Origin of the sequence: Muriventricola aceti, from assembly GCF_025567565.1 — a bacterium.
GTDB classification, from domain to species: Bacteria; Bacillota; Clostridia; order Oscillospirales; family Oscillospiraceae; genus Lawsonibacter; species Lawsonibacter aceti.
The window spans coordinates 136,493-158,895 of record NZ_JAOQKF010000008.1; the positions used below are offsets into that span (position 1 = coordinate 136,493).

General features: G+C 55.6%; 20 protein-coding genes and 1 pseudogene. 11 read left to right on the forward strand and 10 right to left on the reverse strand.

The genetic code is table 11. The features are described 5' to 3' along the window. Window positions 1-15: 15 nt before the first annotated feature. Complete coding sequence (locus OCV64_RS10395; protein WP_147571091.1) at window positions 16-720, forward strand: coenzyme F420-0:L-glutamate ligase; 705 nt, start codon at window positions 16-18, stop codon at window positions 718-720. Window positions 721-768: 48 nt separating this feature from the next. Here the strand turns inward: OCV64_RS10395 and OCV64_RS10400 are convergent, their stop codons facing one another. The 4 genes from OCV64_RS10400 to ychF all read right to left on the reverse strand — a co-directional run bounded on the left by OCV64_RS10400 (window position 769) and on the right by ychF (window position 3,737). Next, window positions 769-1,332 (reverse strand): prolyl-tRNA synthetase associated domain-containing protein, encoded by a 564-nt coding sequence (locus OCV64_RS10400; RefSeq protein ID WP_147571090.1) that lies wholly within the window; start codon window positions 1,330-1,332, stop codon window positions 769-771. Between the two features lie 79 nt (window positions 1,333-1,411). Continuing rightward, on the reverse strand, window positions 1,412-1,975 hold the full coding sequence (locus OCV64_RS10405) for a chromate transporter (protein WP_240286666.1): 564 nt from the start codon (window positions 1,973-1,975) through the stop codon (window positions 1,412-1,414). After that, complete coding sequence (locus tag OCV64_RS10410; RefSeq protein ID WP_147571088.1) at window positions 1,972-2,529, reverse strand: chromate transporter; 558 nt, start codon at window positions 2,527-2,529, stop codon at window positions 1,972-1,974. Before OCV64_RS10410 ends, OCV64_RS10405 begins: the two co-directional genes overlap by 4 nt. A gap of 119 nt (window positions 2,530-2,648) precedes the next feature. After that, window positions 2,649-3,737, reverse strand: coding sequence for a redox-regulated ATPase YchF (ychF, locus tag OCV64_RS10415; RefSeq protein ID WP_186853148.1), 1,089 nt, complete (start codon window positions 3,735-3,737; stop codon window positions 2,649-2,651). A 298-nt stretch (window positions 3,738-4,035) separates the two neighbouring features. Between ychF and OCV64_RS10420 the strand changes: the two genes are divergently transcribed. From OCV64_RS10420 to OCV64_RS10430, 3 genes are all read left to right on the forward strand, one after another. Further along, window positions 4,036-4,575: a methylated-DNA--[protein]-cysteine S-methyltransferase gene (locus tag OCV64_RS10420; RefSeq protein ID WP_240286671.1), complete on the forward strand. Its 540-nt coding sequence runs from the start codon at window positions 4,036-4,038 to the stop codon at window positions 4,573-4,575. A gap of 11 nt (window positions 4,576-4,586) precedes the next feature. Beyond that, on the forward strand, window positions 4,587-5,159 hold the full coding sequence (locus OCV64_RS10425; protein WP_262669946.1) for a DNA-3-methyladenine glycosylase I: 573 nt from the start codon (window positions 4,587-4,589) through the stop codon (window positions 5,157-5,159). A gap of 154 nt (window positions 5,160-5,313) precedes the next feature. Next, window positions 5,314-5,973, forward strand: a complete 660-nt coding sequence (locus tag OCV64_RS10430; RefSeq protein ID WP_262669947.1) for a CatB-related O-acetyltransferase — start codon at window positions 5,314-5,316, stop codon at window positions 5,971-5,973. Window positions 5,974-6,087: 114 nt separating this feature from the next. On the opposite strand, the gene OCV64_RS10435 is transcribed toward OCV64_RS10430, so the two are convergent. Beyond that, on the reverse strand, window positions 6,088-6,852 hold the full coding sequence (locus tag OCV64_RS10435; RefSeq protein WP_262669948.1) for a tRNA 2-thiocytidine biosynthesis TtcA family protein: 765 nt from the start codon (window positions 6,850-6,852) through the stop codon (window positions 6,088-6,090). Between the two features lie 276 nt (window positions 6,853-7,128). Between OCV64_RS10435 and rplM the strand changes: the two genes are divergently transcribed. The 3 genes and pseudogenes from rplM (at window position 7,129) to tnpA (ending at window position 8,583) form a co-directional block, all read left to right on the forward strand. Next, the gene (gene rplM / locus OCV64_RS10440; protein ID WP_147571082.1) at window positions 7,129-7,560 is read left to right on the forward strand and encodes a 50S ribosomal protein L13; all 432 of its coding nucleotides are present in this window, start codon (window positions 7,129-7,131) and stop codon (window positions 7,558-7,560) included. Between the two features lie 16 nt (window positions 7,561-7,576). Continuing rightward, window positions 7,577-7,981 carry a 30S ribosomal protein S9 gene (gene rpsI, locus OCV64_RS10445; protein ID WP_147571081.1) on the forward strand — a complete coding sequence of 135 codons (405 nt, stop codon included), beginning with the start codon at window positions 7,577-7,579 and terminating at the stop codon, window positions 7,979-7,981. Between the two features lie 189 nt (window positions 7,982-8,170). Further along, window positions 8,171-8,583: pseudogene (tnpA, locus tag OCV64_RS10450) on the forward strand (IS200/IS605 family transposase). Window positions 8,584-8,742: 159 nt separating this feature from the next. On the opposite strand, the gene OCV64_RS10455 reads toward tnpA, so the two are convergent. Further along, window positions 8,743-9,327: a hydrolase gene (locus OCV64_RS10455; RefSeq protein ID WP_147573345.1), complete on the reverse strand. Its 585-nt coding sequence runs from the start codon at window positions 9,325-9,327 to the stop codon at window positions 8,743-8,745. Between the two features lie 188 nt (window positions 9,328-9,515). On the opposite strand from OCV64_RS10455, the gene OCV64_RS10460 reads away from it, so the two are divergent. Beyond that, window positions 9,516-11,219: an S-layer homology domain-containing protein gene (locus OCV64_RS10460; RefSeq protein WP_262669949.1), complete on the forward strand. Its 1,704-nt coding sequence runs from the start codon at window positions 9,516-9,518 to the stop codon at window positions 11,217-11,219. Window positions 11,220-11,259: 40 nt separating this feature from the next. Here OCV64_RS10460 and OCV64_RS10465 read toward each other — a convergent pair whose 3' ends face one another. Both OCV64_RS10465 and OCV64_RS10470 read right to left on the reverse strand, forming a co-directional pair. Next, on the reverse strand, window positions 11,260-12,066 hold the full coding sequence (locus tag OCV64_RS10465; protein ID WP_262669950.1) for an HAD family hydrolase: 807 nt from the start codon (window positions 12,064-12,066) through the stop codon (window positions 11,260-11,262). 464 nt (window positions 12,067-12,530) lie between these two features. After that, a complete protein-coding gene (locus OCV64_RS10470; protein ID WP_147573346.1) occupies window positions 12,531-14,522 on the reverse strand; it encodes a fructose-1,6-bisphosphatase in 1,992 nt (663 codons plus the stop codon). Window positions 14,523-14,856: 334 nt separating this feature from the next. Between OCV64_RS10470 and OCV64_RS10475 the strand changes: the two genes are divergently transcribed. Then, on the forward strand, window positions 14,857-16,167 hold the full coding sequence (locus OCV64_RS10475; protein ID WP_240288928.1) for an MATE family efflux transporter: 1,311 nt from the start codon (window positions 14,857-14,859) through the stop codon (window positions 16,165-16,167). Between the two features lie 54 nt (window positions 16,168-16,221). Here the strand turns inward: OCV64_RS10475 and OCV64_RS10480 are convergent, their stop codons facing one another. Together OCV64_RS10480 and OCV64_RS10485 are read right to left on the reverse strand one after the other, a co-directional pair. Then, window positions 16,222-16,614 (reverse strand): hypothetical protein, encoded by a 393-nt coding sequence (locus tag OCV64_RS10480; RefSeq protein WP_262669951.1) that lies wholly within the window; start codon window positions 16,612-16,614, stop codon window positions 16,222-16,224. Between the two features lie 68 nt (window positions 16,615-16,682). After that, a complete protein-coding gene (locus OCV64_RS10485) occupies window positions 16,683-18,290 on the reverse strand; it encodes a peptide chain release factor 3 (protein WP_147573348.1) in 1,608 nt (535 codons plus the stop codon). Window positions 18,291-18,516: 226 nt separating this feature from the next. Between OCV64_RS10485 and OCV64_RS10490 the strand changes: the two genes are divergently transcribed. Continuing rightward, the gene (locus OCV64_RS10490) at window positions 18,517-19,878 is read left to right on the forward strand and encodes an MATE family efflux transporter (protein ID WP_262669953.1); all 1,362 of its coding nucleotides are present in this window, start codon (window positions 18,517-18,519) and stop codon (window positions 19,876-19,878) included. Between the two features lie 240 nt (window positions 19,879-20,118). Continuing rightward, window positions 20,119-22,403 (forward strand): InlB B-repeat-containing protein (locus tag OCV64_RS10495; RefSeq protein ID WP_262669952.1); only part of this gene is annotated, 2,285 nt, incomplete at its 3' end.

A 22,403-nucleotide genomic window follows, 5' to 3' on the forward strand; every position in this document is an offset into this window, starting at 1 on the left:
AGGAGCGCTTCACAAATGAGCGAAGAGATGAACTTTACCCCCAATCCGGGGAAAAACCTGATCCGCGCGGTGGATGGGGTGGACTATATGCGTATCCCGGTCAAGACACACTTGATCACAAAGGATGACGATATGGCGGACGTGGTGAAAAAATATCCTCAGGATCTGATGAGGGAGGGAGATATTCTCTTCATTTCGGAGAAGGCAGTGGCCTGTACCCAGTGCCGTGCCATCCCCATGGAGGATATTAAGCCCCGTAAGCTGGCCGTCACCTTGAGCCGCTATGTCACTAAGACCCCGGCGGGCATTGGCCTGGGGATTCCGGAGACTATGGAGATGGCCCTTCAGGAGTGCGGTACCTTGCGCATCCTCTTCGCCGCCTTCTGCTCGGTCATCGGCAAGCTGCTGGGAAAGAAGGGGTGGTTCTACATTGTGGCCGGACCGAAAGCCAGAGGCATCGACGGCCCTACGGAGGGCACCATTCCGCCCTATGACCACTATGTGGTCCTCACTCCGGCCGACCCCATGGGGACGGCCAAGAGTCTGGCGAAGGCCCTTGGACACCCGGTGGCCATCGTGGACATCAACGACCTGGGGGCCAATATTTTAGGCTTCTCGGAAAAACAGCCCTCTATGGACCAGATCGCCAAGATCCTGGGGGATAACCCCCTGGGCCAGGGAGAGGAATGTACGCCCATGGGCATCATCCGCCGGGCATAACAGGAAAACAAAAGCCTCCGGCCCGTTAGCAAGGGGCCGGAGGCTTTTTCATGCCTGATCCTCCATACGGGGGTCGGGCAGATCCACATAGATGGGGCTGTGGCCGGTGGACTCCACAAATCTCAGCAGATCCTCCCGCTTCAACTGGAGGGTAGAGGTGGAGCGGCCAGGGTGGCCACTGATGAATTCGTCGGCCAGCAGATCCCGGTCAATGACCAACTGGACCTGATGTTGGGCGTCAAAGAGCAGCTCCAGAGCGGATACGGAGCCGGGAACGGTCTGAAGGAAGTCTCGCATATGGCCGTCATCGGCGAAGGACAACCGGGCGCACCCCAGTTGGGCGGACAGGAATTTGGTTTTAAAGGGCTTGTCGCCCGGCATCATCAACAGATAGAACTCCGTCTGCTGGCGGTTGCAGAGAAACAGATTTTTGCAGATCTTAGAGCCCAGGACCGCCTCTACCTCCTGGCAGAACTCAATGGTGTCGGCGTGGTCATGGTCAACCCGGACAAAGGGAATGGACAGCTCCTCCAGCCGGTCATAGATGGCAAATTCCTGGGGGATGCGGTCGTCAGTGGGGCGGGTGGTATAGCGGTTTTTATCTATGTACATATCGGTCCCTCGTAATTTAGATGGTAGTGGAACGTGAAAAGAGAGCGCCTGCCCCTCCGTGGGGCGGGCGCTGTCCGCTTTAAAACTGGAATATAGCGCCGATCACGGCGGCAGCGGCGATAAAGACAATGGGATGGAGCTTCTTCAGCTTCTTGGTCTGCATACACAGGAAGATAGCTACGGCCAGGGCGATAGAGGGCCAGTGGAGGGCAAAGGTGTGCTCCGCGGTGCCGCCCACCAGCAGGAATACCGAAACAGCCACGCTCAACCCAGCGGAGGCAATCAGCCCGGTAGAGGCGGGGCGCAGGCCGTAAAAGACGGCGTCCACCGCCTTGGACTGGCGGAATTTCTGGAGGAAGCCGGCGATGATGATGATAACTACGATGGAGGGGAAGATGAGCCCCAGAGTGGCAACCACAGCGCCGGGTAGACCGAAGATCTCAAAGCCCACATAGGTGGCCATGTTGACGCCCATGGGACCGGGGGTGGACTCGGACACGGCGATCATGGTGGTCAGCTCCACGTCGGTGAACCAGCCAGTGCGGGTCCCCATGTCCTGGAGGAAGGGGATGGTGGCCAGTCCACCGCCCACGGCAAAGAGGCCCACCTTGGCAAATTCAAAAAACAGGCGCAGTAAGATCATTGGTCAGCCCCTCCCTTCTTCATACCGGCTATCATACGGGCCACATAGCCAACCACGCCGGAGCACACAATAAGAATGACGGGGGACAGGTCCACAAAGAAGGCCAGCAGCAGGACAGCCAGGAAAATACATACAGACAGGGCGTCCTTCAAGTTGGACTTGCCCAGCTTGACCACACTGGCGGCAATCAGGGCCACCACAGCGGCGTTGATGCCCGCCAACGCATGCTGGACCACAGGGATATCCGCAAAGTTGGACAGGAAGGCGGCGATCAAGGTGATGATGACAAGGGAGGGAAAGACCAGGCCCAGGGTGGCCAGCACACCGCCAGGGATTCCCCTGTACTTGTATCCGATGAAAGTGGCGGTATTTACCGCGATAATACCGGGGGTGCACTGTCCCACGGCGAAGTAGTCGGTGAGCTCCTCCTCGGTGGCCCAGCCCTTTTTCTCCACCACCTCCCGCTGAAGGATGGGAAGCATGGCATAGCCGCCGCCAAAGGTGCATACCCCCACCTTGGCGAAGGTGACGAACAGATCGACCATAATATTCATGTAGCAGCTACCTCTCAGCGATCAATATTCAGATATAGAGCCCAGACAGGACGGCGGCCCCCGCCTTCAACGCGGCGTGTCGGTGGGGCGCGGGGTGCTCCTGGCTAGGCGGACAGGTCCTATACATTAAATCGGAAGAGGATGATATCGCCGTCCTGGACGACATACTCCTTGCCCTCAGAGCGGATCAGGCCCTTCTCCCTGGCGGCGGCCATGGTGCCACAGGCCATCAGGTCTTCGTAAGAGACCACTTCAGCCCGGATGAAACCCCGTTCAAAATCGGAGTGTATCTTGCCAGCGGCCTGGGGGGCCTTGGTCCCCTTCACGATGGTCCAGGCCCGGCACTCGTCCTCGCCGGAGGTCAAGTAGGAGATCAGGCCCAGCAGGGTGTAGCTGGCCTTCACCAGCCGGTCCAGGCCGGACTCGGCTACCCCCAGGTCGTCCAGAAACATCTTCTTCTCCTCGCCGTCCAGCTGGGCGATCTCCGCCTCCAGCTTGGCGCACACGGGGATGACCTGGGCCCCCTGAGCGGCGGCCCGCTCCTCCACCTGCTGGTAGTAGGGGACGGAGTGAGGATCTGAGAATCCCTCCTCGTCCAAATTGGCGGCGTAGATGACGGGCTTTAAGGACAGCAACTCACAGTCGGGATATTCGGCGGCGATATCCACCGCTTCATAGGAGCGGGCGGATTTGCCGTCGTTGAGCCAGTCCCGCAGGCCCTCAAAGTCGGCCGCTTCCTGAAGGAACTTCTTGTCCCCCTTGGCCATCTTTTTGGCCTTGTCAATGCGCCGCTCTACCATCTCCAAATCAGCCATTACCAGTTCCAGGTCGATGGTGTCCATGTCCCGGACGGGATCAGTGGATCCCTCCACATGGATGACGTTGTCGTCATCAAAGCACCGGACTACATGGACAATGGCGTCGGTCATGCGGATGTTGCCCAGGAATTTGTTGCCCAGGCCCTCTCCCTTGCTGGCTCCCTTCACCAGACCGGCGATGTCCACAAATTCGATGACCGCTGGTGTGGTCTTCTTGGGGTGGTACATCTCGGACAGCTTATCCAGCCGGTAGTCAGGGACAGCCACCATGCCCACGTTGGGGTCGATGGTGCAGAAGGGGTAGTTGGCGCTCTCGGCGCCAGCGTTGGTGATGGCGTTGAACAGGGTGCTCTTTCCAACGTTTGGAAGCCCCACGATGCCCAATTTCAAGGCGATCCCTCTTTCCAAATGGTATTTTTATGAATCAGCCCAAATATTATATCTGTTTTAATCCGGGGATGCAAGGGGTGACAGGCAGAAATCCGACGGGGAGGCTTGGATTTTCCCTGTGGAGTGGCCCAAAAGGCCGGTCCAGTGGATAAAAAAACGGGGCGATTTTTAGAGAAATATGGTATAATAATTCTATGAAAGAATTTAACCGCCTTGTCCCTTCCCCCACCGCCAGAAGCCAATTTCAGGCGGGAGCGTACCTGGGCGGTTTGAAACATGGAGTAGAGGAGGAAAAACGATGTACTACCGGACCGGCTATGATTCACCCGTCGGCCCTCTTATGCTGGCCAGCGATGGGACTAGTCTGACAGGCCTGTGGATGGAGGGCCAGAAATATTTTGGCGGCGCCATCCGGGAGGAACTGGTCCAAAGGGATGACCTGCCCGTCTTTGCTATGACCCGAACATGGCTGGAGCGGTACTTTGCAAGGGAGAGGCCTGACCCGTCGGAGCTCCCCTTGGCGCCGCGGGGCGGAGAGTTCCGCCAGGCGGTGTGGGAGCTGCTGTGCCAGATTCCATATGGAGAGCTGACGACCTATGGTCACCTGGCGAAAGAGATGGCGGCTCGCCTGGGCAGAGCCTCCATGTCGGCCCAGGCAGTGGGCGGCGCGGTGGGGCATAATCCCATCTCCATCATCATTCCCTGCCACCGGGTGGTGGGGAGCGACAGCAGCTTGACCGGCTATGCCGGAGGATTGGAAAAGAAAAGGTATCTCCTCTCTTTGGAGGGGATTGATGTGACAACACTCAGCACCCCTACACGGGGAACGGCGCTGTGAGGAGGGGGAGCATGGACTGGCCAGATAGAAAGACAAGGTGCCCGTGGGCTAACCCCAACAACCCCCGGTACCTCCAATACCACGATAAGGAGTGGGGGGTCCCCGTCCACGACGACCAAAAGCTCTTTGAAATGCTGATCCTGGAGAATTTTCAGGCTGGACTGTCCTGGGAGTGTGTCCTCAATAAGTGGGAGGCTTTTTCCAGGGCCTTTGACGGCTTCGACCTGGAGAAAGTGTGCTCCTATGGACCGGAGGAGCAGGCCCGCTTGAAAAGTGACCCAGGCATCATCCGCAACGGGAGGAAGATCGCTGCCGCCGTCCAGAACGCCCGGGTGTTCCGAGAGATTCAGAGGGAGTGGGGCAGCTTCGACCGCTATCTGTGGCACTGGACGGAGGGCCAGGTGGTCTGTGAGCAGGGGAAGGCCAGCTCCCCGCTGTCCGACCGGGTATCCAGGGATCTGAAAAAACGGGGAATGACTTTTGTGGGGACAGTCATCATCTACGCCTACCTCCAGGCCGTAGGGGTCGTTTGGTCCCATGAGGAGGGCTGCTTCCTGGAGAGCCGTCCCGGACCCGGCCTATGAGAGCCCGAGGATGGCCGTACCGGCTCTGTTAAAATTAAGAAAATGAAAATAAGGTGGATAATATGAAAGAGATGCGGAAAAGGCGGGCGGTAGCTACTGTATATACAGGGAGAAAGGATGTGAAAGATCGACTTTAAAGGAGGAATGATTTGAAATGGACCGAATCCCGGATCCCAATGTGTTGTTCCCCAATGCGTATGGGACTACCTGCTTTTTGAAAAATGTGATTACTGCCCCTAACATCTCTGTGGGGGATTATACTTACTACGACGACCCTGTGGACCCCACGTCCTTTGAGAAAAATAATGTCCTGTTCAACTGGCCGGAGTTTGGGGACAGGCTGATCATCGGTAGATTTTGCGCCATTGCCAGCGGCGTGCAGTTTATTATGGGCTCGGCCAATCACCGGATCAGTAGCGTCAGCACCTATCCCTTCCATGTCTTTGGGGGAGCTTGGGCAGAAAATACCCCGCCCCACCTGGAGAAACTGCCCTTCAAAGGGGACACGGTAGTGGGAAATGACGTTTGGATAGGGCGGAATAGCGTCATCCTGCCGGGGGTGAGCATTGGCGACGGGGCTATTATCGCTGCCTGCTCTGTGGTGGCGAAGGATGTACCGCCTTATACTGTCTATGGGGGGAACCCGGCCCGCTTTCTGAAGCGGCGCTTTGACGAGAGTTTGACTGAATTACTCCTCCGGTTCCGGTGGTGGGAACTGGAGGGAGAGGCGCTGGTATCTGTCTTGCCGCTGCTCTGCGACCCGGACCTAGAAAAGGTGCGCCAGAGCTTGGAACACTTGCTGGCGAAAGAATAGAGAGAAATCAGAAAGCCGCCTGTGCATTTCTGCACAGGCGGCCGTTTTTATGTCTCCCGACGGTACCTCTGGTATAACTGAGTATATTGTATCTAGTAGTAGCACACCGTCCTGTTATTCGCCAAGCTCCTCCGGCAAAGGCCGCCTCCGGTGCTCCACTGGTCCCCACTCCGGCAAGGGAAGGCGCTGCATGGCGCCGAAGGCGCGGGCTTTCAGCCCAGGGTAGCGTCCCTGAAGTTCGTAGATGAGCTCCTTGATCTCCTGCCGTTTGGTGTTCCCATTGGCTGGACAGGGATTTTTGACTACGGGCAATCCCAGCCTCTGAGCCGTGTGCTGAATCAGATTTTCGCCACAATAGAGGAGAGGGCGAATCTGGGTGATGCCGGTCCGATCTAAGAAGGTGACAGGCTGAAAACATGACAGCCGTCCCTCAAAGATCAAAGACATGAAAAAGGTCTCAATGGCGTCATCATAGTGGTGGCCCAGGGCTATTTTGGTGATGCCCCGGTCCAGAATGGCCTGGTGAAGAGCCCCACGGCGCATTTTCGCGCACATGGAGCAAGGGTTCTTCTCCCGGCGGATATCGAAAATGATGTGCTGGATCTCACTGCTCAGTATGGTGTAGGGAACACCTAGTTCCCCGCACAGACGGGTGATGGGGGAGAAGTCCATCCCGTCCCTCCCATCGGAATGACCCATATCCAAGGTAAAAGCCTCTACCGTGAAGGGGATAGGGTAAAACTCACGCAGCTTGGCCAGCGCCATCAACAGGACCAAGGAGTCCTTTCCGCCGGATACACCGACGGCTACCCGGTCGCCGGGCTGTATCATATGATAGTCCTCTACACACCGGCGAGTCAGGGATAGAATCTTGTTCATGGGGGATCTCCTCCATTTGAGTAAAACTGTTACAAAAACTGAAGTTTTGACTGAATAAAAACAAAAATTAAAAATGAGATATCAAGAGATATCGGAAGAATATAAGAGAAAATAAAAGATATCTAATCTTTTGCTAAAAAAACATGAAATATCAGTTGACACCCGCTTACTCCCGTACTATAATACAAAACGCTCCGCTTGTACAGAGTTGGGCAAAATGTTTTTATCATTGACCAAAATGGTTGAGATAAGTAGAGGAAAATGGAGGTTTCACCTATGTCCACTTTTATGGCAAACAAGGGGAACATCGTGCGTAGCTGGTACGTCCTGGACGCTGCTGGCAAGCCTCTGGGCAAGACAGCCGCTCTGGCCGCTGATCTGCTGCGCGGTAAGCGCAAGCCCGAGTTTACCCCCAACGCCGACTGCGGCGATTTCGTTATCGTCATCAATGCTGAGAAGGCTGTTCTGACCGGCAAGAAGCTGGACCAGAAGTATTACCGCTCCCACTCCGGCTGGGTGGGCGGCCTGAAGGAAGTCAAGTACCGCACCCTGATGCAGACTAAGCCCGAGCTGGCCATGAAGCTGGCCATCCGCGGGATGCTGCCCAAGAACATCATCGCCAAGGACTCCCTGACTCGCCTGCACATTTACCGCGGCGGCGAGCATGAGCACGCTGCCCAGAAGCCCCAGGTCTGGGACGCTGAGTAAGAGGAGGATTTAGATCATGTATAAGAGCAAGAAGCCTTATTTCTACGGCACCGGCCGCCGGAAGTCCTCCGTGGCCCGCGTGCACCTGTTCGAGAACGGCACCGGAGCCATCACCATCAATGGCCGTGACATCGACGACTACTTTGGTCTGGAGACCCTGAAGCTCATTGTCCGTCAGCCCCTGGTCACCACGGAGACTGTGGGTAAGGTGGACATCGTGGCCACCGTTACCGGCGGCGGCGTCACCGGCCAGGCCGGCGCTATCCGTCACGGTATTGCCCGCGCTCTGCTGCTGGTCAACGAGGAGTACCGCCCTGCTCTGAAGGCCGCCGGGTTCCTGACCCGCGACCCCAGAATGAAGGAGCGCAAGAAGTACGGCCTCAAAGCCGCCCGTCGCGCGCCTCAGTTCAGCAAACGTTAAAGCAAAGAAAAATATATCGAAGGTTCGGAAATTCAAAATTTCCGGACCTTTTTGTATTCCGAAAACCCCCGGCTATGCCGGGGAGTTCCGTAAAAGCTTTAGCGGAGAGCATGCAATAAAAACTCCCTTTGCTATATTTGAAGTGCGGTCTGGCAACTGCGCCAAAGAAGCAAAGGGAGGTCATCCAAAATGAATGACAGCAGTAGTTTATCACCTACAAGATGGAACTGTAAATATCACATAGCGTTTGCCCCCAAGTATCGTAGGAAGCTATTTTATCAGGAAAAGAAGCAAGAAATCGGGGAAATATTGAGAAGGTTATGCGAGTGGAAACAAGTTGAGATTATAGAAGCGGAAGTATGCCCAGATTACATCCATATGTTGGTAAGCATACCGCCAAAAATTAGTGTGTCTGGATTTGTGGGATTCCTAAGGGAAAAAGTACTCTGATAATTTATGAAAGGCATGCAAATCTGAAGTACAAATATGGGAATCGACAATTCTAGTGCAGAGGATATTATGTGGACACGGCCGGAAAAAACGCAAAAGCGATAGCAAAGTATATCAAACACCAGCTGGACGAAGATAAAATACAGGATTAAATTACAATGAAAGAATTTGTAGACCCTTTTAAGGGTAGCAAGTAACAAGCCCCTCGCAGCTGACAGACCGTACAAAGCGTCAGCAGGCGCTGCTAGTAACATAGGGCTTTGCCCGCATATGAAGAACCCCCGGCTATGCCGGGGGGGTTCCTATTTGTGTCAGTCCTCCCCCTCCAGAAAGTAGGAGGCCTCCATGTCGGCCACCGCCAAGGCAAAGGCCAGGGGATACTTCTGCAGGGCCTGGCCCACGGTGCGGTTATCCTCGGGCCCGGAAAAGCCCATGTGCCAGCGGATGGCCATAGCCTCCTCCCTGGTCAGACGGATGTAGCCGTTGGCGATGTATACGCTCTTCTCCCCGTGACCATAGGGCAGGGGGTCGTCAAAGGTGTAAGAGGGCACTTTCTCCCATTGACCGGTGGCGTCGTTCTTCACGTTGCGGAACCCCTTTTTATAGCACCCCACTTTGCACAGGTCGTGGAGCAGGGCCACAATAGCCACCGACTCCTCGCCGTACTCCAGGCCATAGAGCTCCTGGACCCGCTCACGCTGGAGATAGTCCACCAGACAGTGATATACGTTCAGGCTGTGCTCACACAGGCCGCCCTCATAGGCCCCGTGATACCGGGCGGAGGCGGGGGCCGTGAAGAAGTCGCTTTTATTTTCCAGAAAATCCAGCAGCTTGTCGGCCCCCTCCCGGGTGATGGTGGACTTGAAAATGTCGATAAATTCCTCTTTGCAGGACATGGTGTTCCTCCCTGATCTCAGCCACGCTGGAAGGCGGAGCTGGCATTTATTCTATTATATCATACAGGGGCTTGAAATGCCAGAATGGGCGGCGCCCCTAAATTTAATTTTATTTCAATGGAACAGGCGGAGCGGTTCTGCTATGATAGACCTACCATAAAACTTGATTGAGATTAGGAGGAGATGTGATGCGCCTGTGGAGAGGAATTTTAGCTGGGACACTGGCTTTGTGCCTGGCAGTCCCAGTCTGTGCCGCTCCGGTGGAGGACACTGTGGCCCAGCAGCGACAGGAGGACCTGGATTTCCTGTATGACACACTGAAACGGGGCCATCCGGACCTGTTTGCCAACACGCCGGAAGAGGAGTTCCTGGCTCGGAGGGGGGAGATAGAGAAGTCGCTGGCTTCGGCCAGCGACCAGACCTTTGCGCTGGATCTGCAAAGCCTGGTTGCTATGGTGGGAGATTCCCACACTACGATAGCTCTGGGCAGCCTGGCCCAGACCATGCGCTATTATCCCATAGCCCTCACTTGGAGGGATGGGAAGTGGTATCTGACTACAGCCCCCGCTGCAGGGAAGGATATGCTGGGGCGGCAGGTCACCGCGGTTAACGGCAGGACTATGGAGCGGGTCGTGGAGGCCTTTGGGGTGGTCCTCAGCGCGGACAACCAGGTAAAACTGCGGCGGCAGTACCGGCAGACCTGTAATGTGGCGGACTTCTACGAATATTTGGGCCTGGTGGAGAAGGGGGAGCCTTTGATCTTGACGATTACCGGCGGGGAGAGCCTGGAGATCGCTCCTGTGGCCGCGGAGGAGCTGGGCCGGACAGATCTTGTCCAGATGGGCGCTTCTTTGCCCCAGCCCGCGACGGCTGGCCGGGACCAGAATTATCTGGCCTTCCCACTGAATGACAGCGCCTATTATATCCAATATAACAGCTGCATGGAGGACCCGGACCTACCTATGGAGCGATTTTCCGGTCAGGTGCAGGCCGAGCTGGAGGCTGGGGATTATCGCCGCATCCTCCTCGATTTACGCAATAATGGAGGCGGCTCCGACGGGGTCATCTGGCCTCTCCTGGAGGTGCTCCGCCAGGAGATGGACAGGGGAACCGAGGTGGTAGGTCTGATCGGGGAGACCACTTTTTCGTCCGCTATCATCAATGCCGTAGAGCTTCAGGAGATGGGAGCGGCGCTGGTGGGCGACCTGACCAGCGGCAGCGTGGACCACTTTGGGTCAGTGGGCTCCTTCCGCCTGCCCAACTCCGGGCTACAGGTGGGCTGCTCCCGGAAGTATATTGATCTGGGGACACTGCTAGACGCTGACGCCGGGCGGGGCGTGGAATCGCTGGAACCCGATGTACTGGTACCCCAGACCATGGAGGACACGCTGGAGGGCCGCGACACCGCGGTGGAGTGGCTGCTGGCCAATCCCCAGCGGCTGGAGCAAAAGGAATACCCTGGCGCTCCACTGACTCGCGGACGGTTCGTGGCTCTGCTGTGGCAGGCAGCTGGAAGTCCGGACGCACAGAGCGTGGAGATTGCGGATGTTCTCGGCATCGAGTGGTATCTCCCAGCGATTTACTGGGCCGTTGAGAGCGGTGTGGCCGCTGGCACTGGGGAGGGCGGATTCCAGGCCGCCCGACCCATCACCCGTCAGGAGGCGGCTGTGATGGCGGTCAAGGCTGCCCAGCTGTCCGGCCGGGCCGGACAGGGGGAGTTTACTGAGCCTGCGGATGGAGATCAGATTGCCCTGTGGGCCCAGGAAGGAGTTATGCAGGCCCTTTCCCTTGATCTGATGGAGCTTCGGGGCGGAGCGTTCCGCCCGCTGGACCCCATGACACGGACGGAAGGGGAGAAACTGGCCGGCTTATTGTTACAGAAGGAACATTAGGAAAAAGCGCGCGGGGCCTAGCTCCGCGCGCTTTTTATCTTTAATAGAGCTTGTCCAGTATCTCCACGATATCGCCGATGACCCCGTCATCACAGTGGCACAGGACCCGCGCACCCCAGTCCCGGACCTCTTGGGCACAGTTGGCGGGGGCGAAGGGGATGGCCGAACGGGCCAGCATAGGAATGTCGTTCTGGTTGTCCCCCACACAGTACACCTTTCCGGGGTCGATGCCCAGCAGAGACACTAGATGGTCCACCATACCACCCTTGGTGCTTCCCTTTTTGGTGATTTCCAGGTAGTAGGGATTGGAGAAGATGGCCTCATACAGGTGGCCGTACCGCTCCAACAGCCACCGCTGGACCTCGAGAAGAAGTGGGTGATCCTGCTGGAGGATGGCCTTGGTCCAGGGGACGGGCATCTGGCTGACGGGTCTGACCTCATAGTCTGTGCCTACCTTTTTCATATGGGCGTCTATGATGGGATTGGGGTTGTAGACAAAGATATCCTCGTCGTGATAAGTTTCGATGCCCAGGGAGGGAAAGGCATCCATCAGCGCCCCAAAATCCTGGGGGGCGGTAGGGGACAGGAGCGTCTGGACTAGCATCCGGCCCTGGTGAAAGTCGTACAGGGCGGAGCCGTTGGACAGCACCACGGGGACGTCGATCGGGACCAGATGGACGTGGGGGGCGAAGGTCCTGTGGGCTCTTCCAGTGGCCACGGTGAAGCGGCCACCCTGTCTGCGGAAGTAGTCCAGGGCTTTCAGGTTCCGTTCCGGCACCCGGTGGTGGGAGTCATAGAGCGTATCGTCGAAATCACTGACCAGCAGCAGACCGTCAAATTTTCCCATGGGGGACTTCCTTTCCGCCCTATTGGGGCATTGATGGGAGCGCCATAAAAATACCGCGCTACAACCAAAGAGGCGCGGGATCAAGAGCAGAGAAAAGACCATTCAGGCCCTATACCGGCGCGGCCCAATTAGGAGGACCCGCCGCCCCTCTATTTTGGGGGAATGCACATCCAGCCGTGTCTGCGCCTAGATGTGCATGGCTGAAAATATTGTATGCTATGGGGCCACGCTTGTCAAGGCTGGACGCCGGTAGGGAAGGAGTGGGGGAGGAGGAAACAGGGCGGAAGCCTGTCCTGTCCCAGGATGGGATGGAGCAGGGCCAGGCCATGGTGTCCCAGGCGGTTCAGGAGGGGTGTGAGGAGATGTCCGTGGTTCAGGGCACCGGGGCGGTATTATTACATCTTTGTGAAAAAATAGAAAACTGGGGCTGTCACAGCGTGACAGTCCCAGTTCAAACAGAGGGGTCAATCCTTGTGGTCCTCGGTGACCGCACCGGCACGGTAGGCCTCCAGCAGCCGACGAAGGTCATTGGCCTGGGCCTGGAGCTTTTTACCGATGTCCGTTTCGGCAATTTTAACCCGGGCGTCCATCCTCTCAAAAATGAGGGAGTTGTTGGCAATATCGTGATTATAGCGAATGGCCTCCAGCCGGCCCTCAAAGGGCTGGTGGGACACGATGCGGATATTCCGGGAATTGTAGATCAGCGTATAGCCAGCGATGCCGCTGGTGGGCTGATAGGCCTTGCAGAACCCGCCGTCGATGACGATGAGCCTGCCGCCGCCCTTGATGGGGCTCTCGCCCTTCTTGGCCTTGACGGGGATATGGCCGTTGATGATATGGCAATGGGGACCCTCCAGGCCAAACTCCTTCAGGATGCGCTCGCACACCTCCGGGTCGTTATAAAGGGTGTAGTAGCAGTTTTTGGGCTCGGTCCAGGCGCCCTCATCCTTGATGAGCCGCCGCTCAAAGGTGGTCATTCGGTCCCGGCCGAAGATGGGGCTGTTCCGGCCCGCCCAGAGCCACCACAGGAAGTCCATGCCGAACTGCCGCTCCGGGGAACCGGGCTTGTCATAATAAGCCTTGCGGGCGGTCTTCTCGGCGTAGTCCAAAAACTCCCTGCCAGAGCGCTCTTTTCCGCCGATGGTGAATTTCAGGAAGGAGCCATCCTCGGCCATGGGGATGCAGCCGTGAAACAGGAGATTGCCATTGAACACCTTGTACAGCCCGCCCTTGGAGTAGAGGAAGCGGATGTGCTGCTGCAGCTTCTCGCTGCGTTGGAAGGAGGCGGTGAGCTGGTCAATGACCTGGCTCTCCTCTGGTGTCAGGGCATAGGGATCGGCTGGGTCCACAGTAGGGAAGTCACAGTCCTCTAAAGGATAGGTCACGCCAGAAATGGTAATAGACTTGGTGTCATAGTCGATTTTGTCCAGCAGCAAACGGTCGGACATATTAAATTCCGGACAGCGGACCAGTTTCTGTCCCTCCAACTTGAAGAGGATAATGGTGATGGCCTTGTGCATCCGGGCGGACAGCAGCTTGTCCTTCTCGCTGTACTGGTCGGCGTCTGGGCCGGTAAGCTTGACAGCGAAGCGGTGGGTGTCGCAGTCCTTGTATACCTCGTTAGCGAAGATGGACAGGGGGCGCAGGGAGATGCCGTACCCAGTTTCGATGACATCCAAGTTATTATAGTGGATGGAGTTAGCCAACACGGTAGCCACCAGAGTCCGGGAGCCAGAGGCGGCCCCCATCCAAAGGATATCATGGTTGCCCCACTGGATGTCCACGCTGTGGTAGTTCAACAGGGCGTCCATTACCACGTCTGCCCGTGGCCCCCGGTCGAAGATATCGCCCACAATATGGAGATGATCCACCGCCATCCGCTTAATGACCTCGCACACGGCCTCAATAAAGCTGGGGGCCTGGTCGATGTCGATGATGGTGTTGATGATATTTTCATAGTAGTCCCGTTTGTCCGCCTCGTCATAATGGGTATGGAGCAGCTCATCGATGATATAGGCGTAGTCCTTGGGCAGAGCTTTCCGGACCTTGGACCGGGTATATTTGGAGGATACCCAGCGGCATACCTCGATGAGACGATGTAGGGTGATGCGGTACCACTCATTCAGATCAGAGGTCTGCTTGGCAATGAGGGCCAGCTTCTCCTCCGGGTAGTAGATCAAGGTGGACAGCTCATCCCGCTCAGACCGGGGCAGGCTGGTGCCAAACAGCTCATCCAGCTTTTCCTTCACCACACCGGAGCAGGAATTGAGAATATGGTTGAACGCCTCATACTCCCCGTGGATATCAGAAATAAAGTGCTCTGTCCCTTTGGGAAGGTTCAAAATAGCCTGAAGATTGATGATCTCGGTACTGGCTGCCTGCACCGTGGGATACTGTCTGGCCAGGAGCCGAAGATAGCGCAGCTCATCTGGCTTGAAGGTCTTTTTGGTTTTCATAAAACGGCCTCCTTTTTCTGCCCGTCCGGCTGCTTATTAGCCGGATATTCAAATTCTCCCCCATTTTACACCCCAGGCGGCAGAAAAAAAAGAGAGAGAAACCAAAATAGTATGCGGAAATTATCCAAATTAAGTGAGACGATCTGATTTTCTATGGTATCCCAAGCCGAAGTTCACAGAAAGTTTCTTTTCTTTTTTTGGCTGGCATGATATACTAATTATTACGGCTTTCTTAACTTTATCATGTGTGCTTTGAAACAAGAAAGGAAGTGTCCCCGTGTCTAGCAATTACAGGGGCGAGGAAGCTCTGGCCGCTGCCCCTATCGGTGGATTGATGCTTCGGCTGGCAGTCCCGGCAGTCGCCGCCCAGCTCATCAATATGCTGTATAACATCGTGGACCGAATCTATATCGGCCATATCCCTGTGGTGGGTAAAACCGCTTTGACCGGTCTTGGGGTTTCTTTCCCCATTCTGATGCTGGTGTCCGCCTTCGCCGCCTTTTCCGGCATGGGCGGGGCCCCACTGGCCTCCATTCGGCTGGGGGCCGGCGACCGGAAGGGGGCTGAACAGATCCTTGGAAATTCTACCACCCTTCTGCTGGGCACCGCCGCGGTGCTGACGGTATTTTTCTCCCTGTTTAAGCGGCCTCTCCTGATGGCCTTTGGCGCCTCGGAGGACACAGTGGGCTACGCGCTGGAATACTTATCCATCTATCTATTGGGCACAGTGTTCGTCCAGCTTGCCCTTGGTCTGAACACCTTTATCAGTGCCCAGGGGAAAGCCCTCACCTCTATGCTCTCCGTCCTGATTGGCGCTGTGCTAAATATCGTCCTGGACCCGATTTTTATTTTTGGGTTCCAAATGGGGGTGCGCGGCGCGGCCTTGGCCACAATTCTCTCCCAGGCTGTCAGTGCCTGCTGGGTTGTCGGCTTTTTGTGTACTAAGCGGTCCGGGCTTCGGATCCGGCTGGCCAATATGGCTTTGAAAAAGGAGATTGTATCCAGGATTGCGGCGCTGGGCGTGGCCCCCTTTATCATGCAGTCCACAGAAAGCCTGGTCACTGTCGTTCTCAATTCTAGTCTTCAGACCTTTGGCGGAGATCTTTATGTGGGAACGCTTACGATTATGCAGAGCGTGATGCAGATGGTGGTCATGCCCGTCCAGGGAATCACCCAGGGGACCCAGCCCATCATGAGCTATAACTTCGGGGCAAAAAACTTCCAGCGGGTCCGCCAGGTGTTCAAACGGCTGCTGACCGTGACGATGACCGTCACCATCACCGCCTTTCTAATCGTATCCCTGTTCCCCGGCCAACTGGCCCAAATCTTCAACGACGACCAGGAACTGGTCGCTCTGGTGGACAGGGTCATGCCGGTTTTCTTCGCCGGGATCTGGGCCTTTGGGGCCCAAATGGCCTGTCAGACTACCTTCATGGCGCTGGGCCAGGCCAAGACCAGCCTGTTTCTTGCCCTGTTGAGAAAGGTGATCCTTTTGGTGCCTCTTGCCATCCTTCTGCCCCGAATCACCAACAGCGTAATGGGGGTCTATATCGCCGAGCCGGTGGCTGATATTCTAGCCTCTGCCACCACGCTGACCATTTTCCTTACCCGGCGAAAAAAGCTGCTGCCCACCCCGAAAGACTGAAAAAGCAGCGCCCCCCAGGAGGGGGCGCTGTTTTTTAATTTAATCAGGCAGGTCCTAATCTGGGGCCGGAGCTTGCCCTTGGCCGTCCGCTAGGGCCGATAGCCGGAGTAGGGCCGCGGCCAAAACAAAGAGAGAGGCCCACAGGTCGGTCTCGGCGGCCCGGCAAGCGGATGGATCACAACGGTCTGCCTCCGCCCAGCCCTTTAGAGCAAGACCAAAGAAGAAGGTCAGCGCCCCTACCACCAGTGCGTTGGCAGCCAGACGGAGGGAAAAGACATCAGGGAGCTTCTGGATTTCGCCTTTCAGGACACGGTACAGCCCCTGCCGTTGGATGGCTGTGGCGGCCCAGGACAGGCAGACGGACAAGATCAACAGGATTAAAAAATACAATGAGGCGTCTGCGTCCGCCAGCTGGCGGCATAGCGTGTCCTCATCTTCCCATTCCATAGAAAGCACCCCCTCGGTCTAGTGTATCCGAGGGGGCGCTGTATTGTGAGAACAGGGGGAGGGAGACATTAAAACTTTGCCCCACCGAACTCAGCCAGGACCAGTCCCTTGTTCCGGTCCTGTACCCATTGAATAGACCACTGGGAGGCGAACAGCAGCAGCTGGTTGCCCTTGTAGTCCTCCACCAGCTTGGCGTCATTGGGGAGCAGCAGGTCCTCCTCTCTGAGAGCGGGGGCCTCCTCGTCCTCCTTGACAATCCAGCGCAGGTATTCGAAGGGCAGGCTCTCCTTATATAGCTCCACGTTGTACTCGCTGCGCAGGCGGTACTCCAGCACATCGAATTGCAGAGTGCCCACCACGCCAACAATCACCTCTTCCATGCCGGTGTAGGGAGTCTTGAAGATCTGGATGGCGCCCTCTTGGGCAATCTGCTCCACACCCTTGAGAAACTGTTTTCGCTTCATGGTATCCACCGAGCGGATGCGCTGAAAGTGCTCCGGGGCAAAGGTGGGGATGGGATCAAAGCGGAATTTCTTGCCGGGGGCGCACAGGGTGTCCCCAATGGAGAAGATACCGGGATCGAACACACCGATGATGTCGCCGGCATAGGCCTCCTCGATGATCTCACGTTCGGCGGCCATCAGCTGCTGCGGCCGGGACAGACGGATCTTCTTTCCGCCCTGCAGGTGGTAGACCTCCTTATCCGCCTCAAATTTACCGGACACGATTCGCATAAAAGCGATCCGGTCCCGGTGAGCCTTATTCATATTGGCCTGGATCTTAAAGACGAAGGCGGAGAAGTCCTCGTCGAAGGAGTCGATCACCTCATCTCCCGCCTTTCGGGGCAGGGGGGCGGTGGTCAACCGGAGGAACTCCTCTAGGAAGGGTTCCACACCGAAGTTGGTCAGGGCGGAACCGAAAAACACCGGGGAGAGCTTGCCGTGGCGCACCCGGTCCAGATCAAAGTCACAGCTTGCCCCGTCCAGCAGCTCGATCTCGTCCACCAGCTGGTCCCGTTTGGCCTGACCGATCAGGTCGGCCAGGGCCGGATCCTCCAGCTCGATCTCTGTGGCGGTCGCCGCCCGGGCGTTGGTATTAGAGGTAAAATGGATCACCCGGCCATTGTTCCGGTCGTAAACGCCCTTAAACTCCTTGCCGCAGCCGATAGGCCAGTTCATGGCATAGGTGTCCAATCCCAGCTCATGCTCCAGCTCCTCACACAGCTCAAAGGGGTCCCGTGCCTCTCGGTCCATCTTGTTGATAAAGGTAAAAATGGGGATGTCCCGCATGGCGCACACCTTGAAGAGCTTCCTGGTCTGGGCTTCCACGCCCTTGGCCCCGTCGATGACCATGACGGCGGAATCGGCGGCCATGAGAGTGCGGTAGGTGTCCTCGGAGAAGTCCTGGTGGCCTGGGGTGTCCAGAATGTTGATGCAGTAGCCCTCGTACTGAAACTGCATCACCGAGGAGGTGACGGAGATCCCTCTCTGCTTCTCAATCTCCATCCAGTCGGAGGTGGCCGCCCGGGTATTCTTCTTGCCCTTCACCTGACCGGCCTGGGCGATGGCCCCGCCGTAGAGCAGGAATTTCTCCGTCAAGGTGGTTTTGCCCGCGTCCGGGTGGCTGATGATGGCGAAGGTGCGGCGGCGTTTGATCTCAGATTCGTATCTCGACAAAGGAGTCCACTCCCTCTAAAAAATAGTGATTTCATAATTTAGCAAACTATTTTACCACAGGAGAGCCGGGCCCGCAAGGGGTAGAAGGATATTTCTACTCCAAGGAAACCACAGAAAGAAAGCCATTGACATTAAAATTTCTTTCCACTATAATCTATTACTGTCTGTATTGCTCGAAATATGAAAAAAGGGGGAACTGGAAGTGGAGCGACCCGCAGAGAACAAGATGGGCGTTATGCCGGTAAATAAACTGCTGCTGAACATGGCGGTGCCTATGATCATATCCATGCTGGTCCAGGCGTTTTATAATGTGGTGGACAGCGTATTTGTGGCCCAGCTCAGCGAGGACGCCTTGAATGCGGTGTCTCTGGCCTTTCCAGTCCAAAACCTGATGATCGCCGTGGCCGTGGGTACTGGAGTAGGTATCAATGCCCTTCTGTCCCGCAGCCTGGGACAGAAAGATTTTGAGCGGGCCAACCAGACGGCCATGAACGGCCTGTTCCTGGCCGCGGCCAGTTGTCTGGTGTTTACCATACTGGGTTGGACCTGCGCCCGGCTGTTTTATACCGTACAGACTGACATCCCCGGCATTGTGGAGTATGGCACGGACTATCTGACCATCGTGTCCGGGGTCAGTGTGGGAATCTTCTTGTCCATCGCCTGTGAGCGGTTGCTCCAGGCTACCGGCCGTACCTTCTACACCATGATTACCCAGGCCACCGGCGCGATTATCAACATCATTCTGGACCCCATTCTCATCTTTGGATTGTTTGGCTTTCCCCGAATGGAGGTAGCTGGTGCTGCTGTGGCCACCGTGGTTGGACAGATCTGCGGCGGCCTGCTGGCCCTGTTCTTCAACCTGACGCACAACCCGGACATCAAGTTGAGCTGGAAGAATTTTTTGCCCCGCAAAGCCATCGTGGCTGGGATCTACAGCGTGGGTATCCCCTCGATTGCCATGCAGTCCATCGGCTCGGTAATGGTGTTTGGGATGAACCAGATCCTGATCGCCTTCACTGCTACTGCCACCGCGGTCTTTGGTGTCTATTTCAAGCTCCAGTCTTTTATCTTCATGCCTGTCTTTGGCTTGAATAACGGCATGGTGCCGATCGTGGCTTACAACTACGGGGCCAGGAAGCCGGACCGGATTATCAAGACCATCAAGCTGAGTATAACCTATGCTGTAGGTATTATGGCGGTGGGGCTGCTCCTGTTTCAGATGATCCCCCATGTGTTTTTGGGGTTGTTCATGGCGGAAGGAGAGGGCGGTGGAGATATGCTGACCATCGGAGTCCCCGCCTTGCGCACCATCTCTTACAGCTTCCTGTTTGCCGGCTTCGCCATCGTCTGCTCCTCCGTATTCCAGGCTCTAGGTCACGGTGTGCTCTCTCTGGCCGTTTCGGTGGTGCGGCAACTGGTGGTCCTGCTCCCTATGGCATTCCTTCTGGCTCAGACGGGGGAGCTTTCGCTGGTATGGTGGTCCATCCCCATCGCGGAGCTGTTCTCTTTGGCCATGTCTGCGTTGTTCCTCCGCCGAGTCTACCGGAAGGAGATCGCCCCCATGAGGGAATCTCCAAAGCTACTCTGAGGTATCCTAATGAAAGCAGCGGCTCCGCAAAAGCGGAGCCGCTGCTTTTCAATTTAAGATATCGGTCCCTCCGGCTAGAAGGAGGAATATTGGAAAGGTATACTTTTACAAATTGTACAAAGCATACTTTTTACAATAAAAAATATATCATTAATATGCAAAATAAGCAAGAAATTTCTTGATATTTAGGCTTCCTTAAAAAATTATAAAAGTATAGTTACTTAAAGGAGGTCTATTCCCATGAAAAAATGGCAGAGAAGTTTACTAGCCGTCTTGTCCTTCTGTCTCTGTCTTCTGCCAATGACGGTGTCGGCAACAGAGGAAGATGGAGAGAGTATTTCTGTCGGAAATGTGACTCTGACTCCAGAAACAGAATACGCTAAAACGGACATGGGGACAGTCACAACTGAGGGCGCTACCCAAGAGGACTATAACATCCGCTGGGAGGCATCCTCTGCGACATTGACGCTGAATGGTGCGGAGATTAGCGCAGAGGATATCTCTGCCATCCAGGCAGACATAGAAAAGCTGACCATTTCACTGATTGGAGAAAATCGTATTTCCGCAAAGAATACCCAAGAGAATGTTGAGTTCTTTGCCATTCAAAACAGTGGTGAGATCGAATTTCTTGAGAGTGAAGAAGATTCTTCCCTGACTATTTCCGTTTCACAGGCAGCGGAGTCTGGCAGTACCGAAAAAATATCAGGTATCTATACCGGAACAGGACTGGTCAACAATGCCACACTTTTTATCGAAATCTCTGTGCCATCCCAGGCCGGGTATAGTGATACCATAGCCGGTATTATAGGCGGCGAGTATGAAGAGCAATCTGCGTTTCTAAAAAATACGGGTAAAATCACCGCTGAAATTCAGAATCAAAGCCTGACCACTTGGAGTGGTGCGGACGTTTATGGGATACTGATCTACAGCGGAGGGATGGAGAACAGCGGAGAGTTGGACTTGACTGTTTCTACAGTAAATGGAGATGCCTATGGCCTGCGCGGTACCAGCACCTCGGTTCCATGGCAGAACAATGGTCTGATCAGGTCGGATGTAGTGGCTTACGGTGGCAATTACGAGGGTGTGTCAGAGGAGCTGCATAAGGGCTCGAATCATGCCTGTGCGGTTTCTGTTGTGAGCGATCAAATGGAGATGACCAATGCTGGAACCATGGAGTTGACTGCGAAAAACGCTGGAAACAACCTAACCGCGGAATATGCGATTGGCCTTGAACTGGACAGCTCCTCATCGGTTTTAAATAACACGGGGACTATCCACTGCAGAGCCTATGATGCCTATACATGGGGCATTTATTTAAGCAATCTGACGGATAATGCTACATTAACGAATTCGGGAAGCATCACAATCGAGGCCACAACTGATGGCCAATCTGACGGAGAGCAAATCGGTCCTGCCTGTGCTACGGGGATCGGAATCAATATGGACAATTTTGAGACTGATCCAGTCCCCGTCAGGACTGAATTGGTTTTAGAACCAGGGTCCTCTCTATCCATCTCAACTCATGACGCTGGGGACGTGGATAGTCCAGAAGAAGTCACATATATGTATTGCCAGGCCATTCAGCTTCAAAAGATTTATTACGGCGGCGACCCACAGTATGACGAAAAGCCTCAAGAAATCATGTTAGCAGATGATCTCATAATCTTAAAAGACGGCGAGTACGATGGCGGAGCGCCGCTGACTGAATTCTTAGAGGACTACATCGACTTGGGAATGTATGTATATATCAATACAATTGGTAATTATTTTACCAATCCGGAGGATGGAAGCGTTTATTCTGTCCCCTCTAAAACAGTTACGATCCTTCCCTCTTTGACAGGAAATGTGGTTATCTCTGGTACGGCAGAGATTGGCCAAACGCTTGTTGCGGAAACAAGTGGAATCCCGGATAACATATCTGTTTCCTATCAATGGCAGTCCGGTGATACTGCGGACGGAATGTTCTATGATATCAGCGGCGCGACGGAAGCTGCCTATATGATGACCAATGAGGACGCAGGTAAATATATTCGTGTAGTGGTAACTCCCGTTGCTGGCTCTGGCTATGCGGGAAGACTTTCCGCGACAACCGAAACCGGCGTTTCAACACCATCCTCTGGCGGGGGCGGTTCCAGCAGCTACTCCATCAGCGTGGACAAGAACATCGAAAACGGCACTGTGACCGTGTCCCCCAGGAGCGCCTCCAGCGGCCGGACGGTGACCATCACTGTCAAGGCCGACGAGGGCTATGAGTTGGACGAACTGACGGTCACCGACAAGAACGGGGACGAGATCGAACTGACCGACAAGGGCGACGGCAGGTATACCTTCAAGATGCCCCGGTCCAAGGTGACCATTGAGGCCTCCTTCGTGGAGATCGACCACCAGGATACCTGTCCCGCCGCCGGCTTCCGGGATGTGGACGAGGACGCCTGGTACCATGAGGCGGTGGACTACGCTCTGGACAACGGCCTGATGTCCGGTGTGTCCGACCGGGAGTTCGCCCCCGGCAGCACCCTGACCCG

Excerpts from the sequence above, each read along its gene's own strand:
- OCV64_RS10395 (WP_147571091.1), top strand. The coding sequence starts at position 16 with ATGAGCGAAGAGATGAACTTTACCCCCAATCCGGGGAAAAACCTGATC.
- OCV64_RS10400 (WP_147571090.1), bottom strand. The coding sequence starts at position 1,332 with ATGTACATAGATAAAAACCGCTATACCACCCGCCCCACTGACGACCGC.
- OCV64_RS10405 (WP_240286666.1), bottom strand. The coding sequence starts at position 1,975 with ATGATCTTACTGCGCCTGTTTTTTGAATTTGCCAAGGTGGGCCTCTTT.
- OCV64_RS10410 (WP_147571088.1), bottom strand. The coding sequence starts at position 2,529 with ATGAATATTATGGTCGATCTGTTCGTCACCTTCGCCAAGGTGGGGGTA.
- OCV64_RS10420 (WP_240286671.1), top strand. The coding sequence starts at position 4,036 with ATGTACTACCGGACCGGCTATGATTCACCCGTCGGCCCTCTTATGCTG.
- OCV64_RS10425 (WP_262669946.1), top strand. The coding sequence starts at position 4,587 with ATGGACTGGCCAGATAGAAAGACAAGGTGCCCGTGGGCTAACCCCAAC.
- OCV64_RS10430 (WP_262669947.1), top strand. The coding sequence starts at position 5,314 with ATGGACCGAATCCCGGATCCCAATGTGTTGTTCCCCAATGCGTATGGG.
- OCV64_RS10435 (WP_262669948.1), bottom strand. The coding sequence starts at position 6,852 with ATGAACAAGATTCTATCCCTGACTCGCCGGTGTGTAGAGGACTATCAT.
- rplM (WP_147571082.1), top strand. The coding sequence starts at position 7,129 with ATGTCCACTTTTATGGCAAACAAGGGGAACATCGTGCGTAGCTGGTAC.
- rpsI (WP_147571081.1), top strand. The coding sequence starts at position 7,577 with ATGTATAAGAGCAAGAAGCCTTATTTCTACGGCACCGGCCGCCGGAAG.
- OCV64_RS10455 (WP_147573345.1), bottom strand. The coding sequence starts at position 9,327 with ATGTCCTGCAAAGAGGAATTTATCGACATTTTCAAGTCCACCATCACC.
- OCV64_RS10460 (WP_262669949.1), top strand. The coding sequence starts at position 9,516 with ATGCGCCTGTGGAGAGGAATTTTAGCTGGGACACTGGCTTTGTGCCTG.
- OCV64_RS10465 (WP_262669950.1), bottom strand. The coding sequence starts at position 12,066 with ATGGGAAAATTTGACGGTCTGCTGCTGGTCAGTGATTTCGACGATACG.
- OCV64_RS10470 (WP_147573346.1), bottom strand. The coding sequence starts at position 14,522 with ATGAAAACCAAAAAGACCTTCAAGCCAGATGAGCTGCGCTATCTTCGG.
- OCV64_RS10475 (WP_240288928.1), top strand. The coding sequence starts at position 14,857 with ATGCTTCGGCTGGCAGTCCCGGCAGTCGCCGCCCAGCTCATCAATATG.
- OCV64_RS10480 (WP_262669951.1), bottom strand. The coding sequence starts at position 16,614 with ATGGAATGGGAAGATGAGGACACGCTATGCCGCCAGCTGGCGGACGCA.
- OCV64_RS10490 (WP_262669953.1), top strand. The coding sequence starts at position 18,517 with ATGGGCGTTATGCCGGTAAATAAACTGCTGCTGAACATGGCGGTGCCT.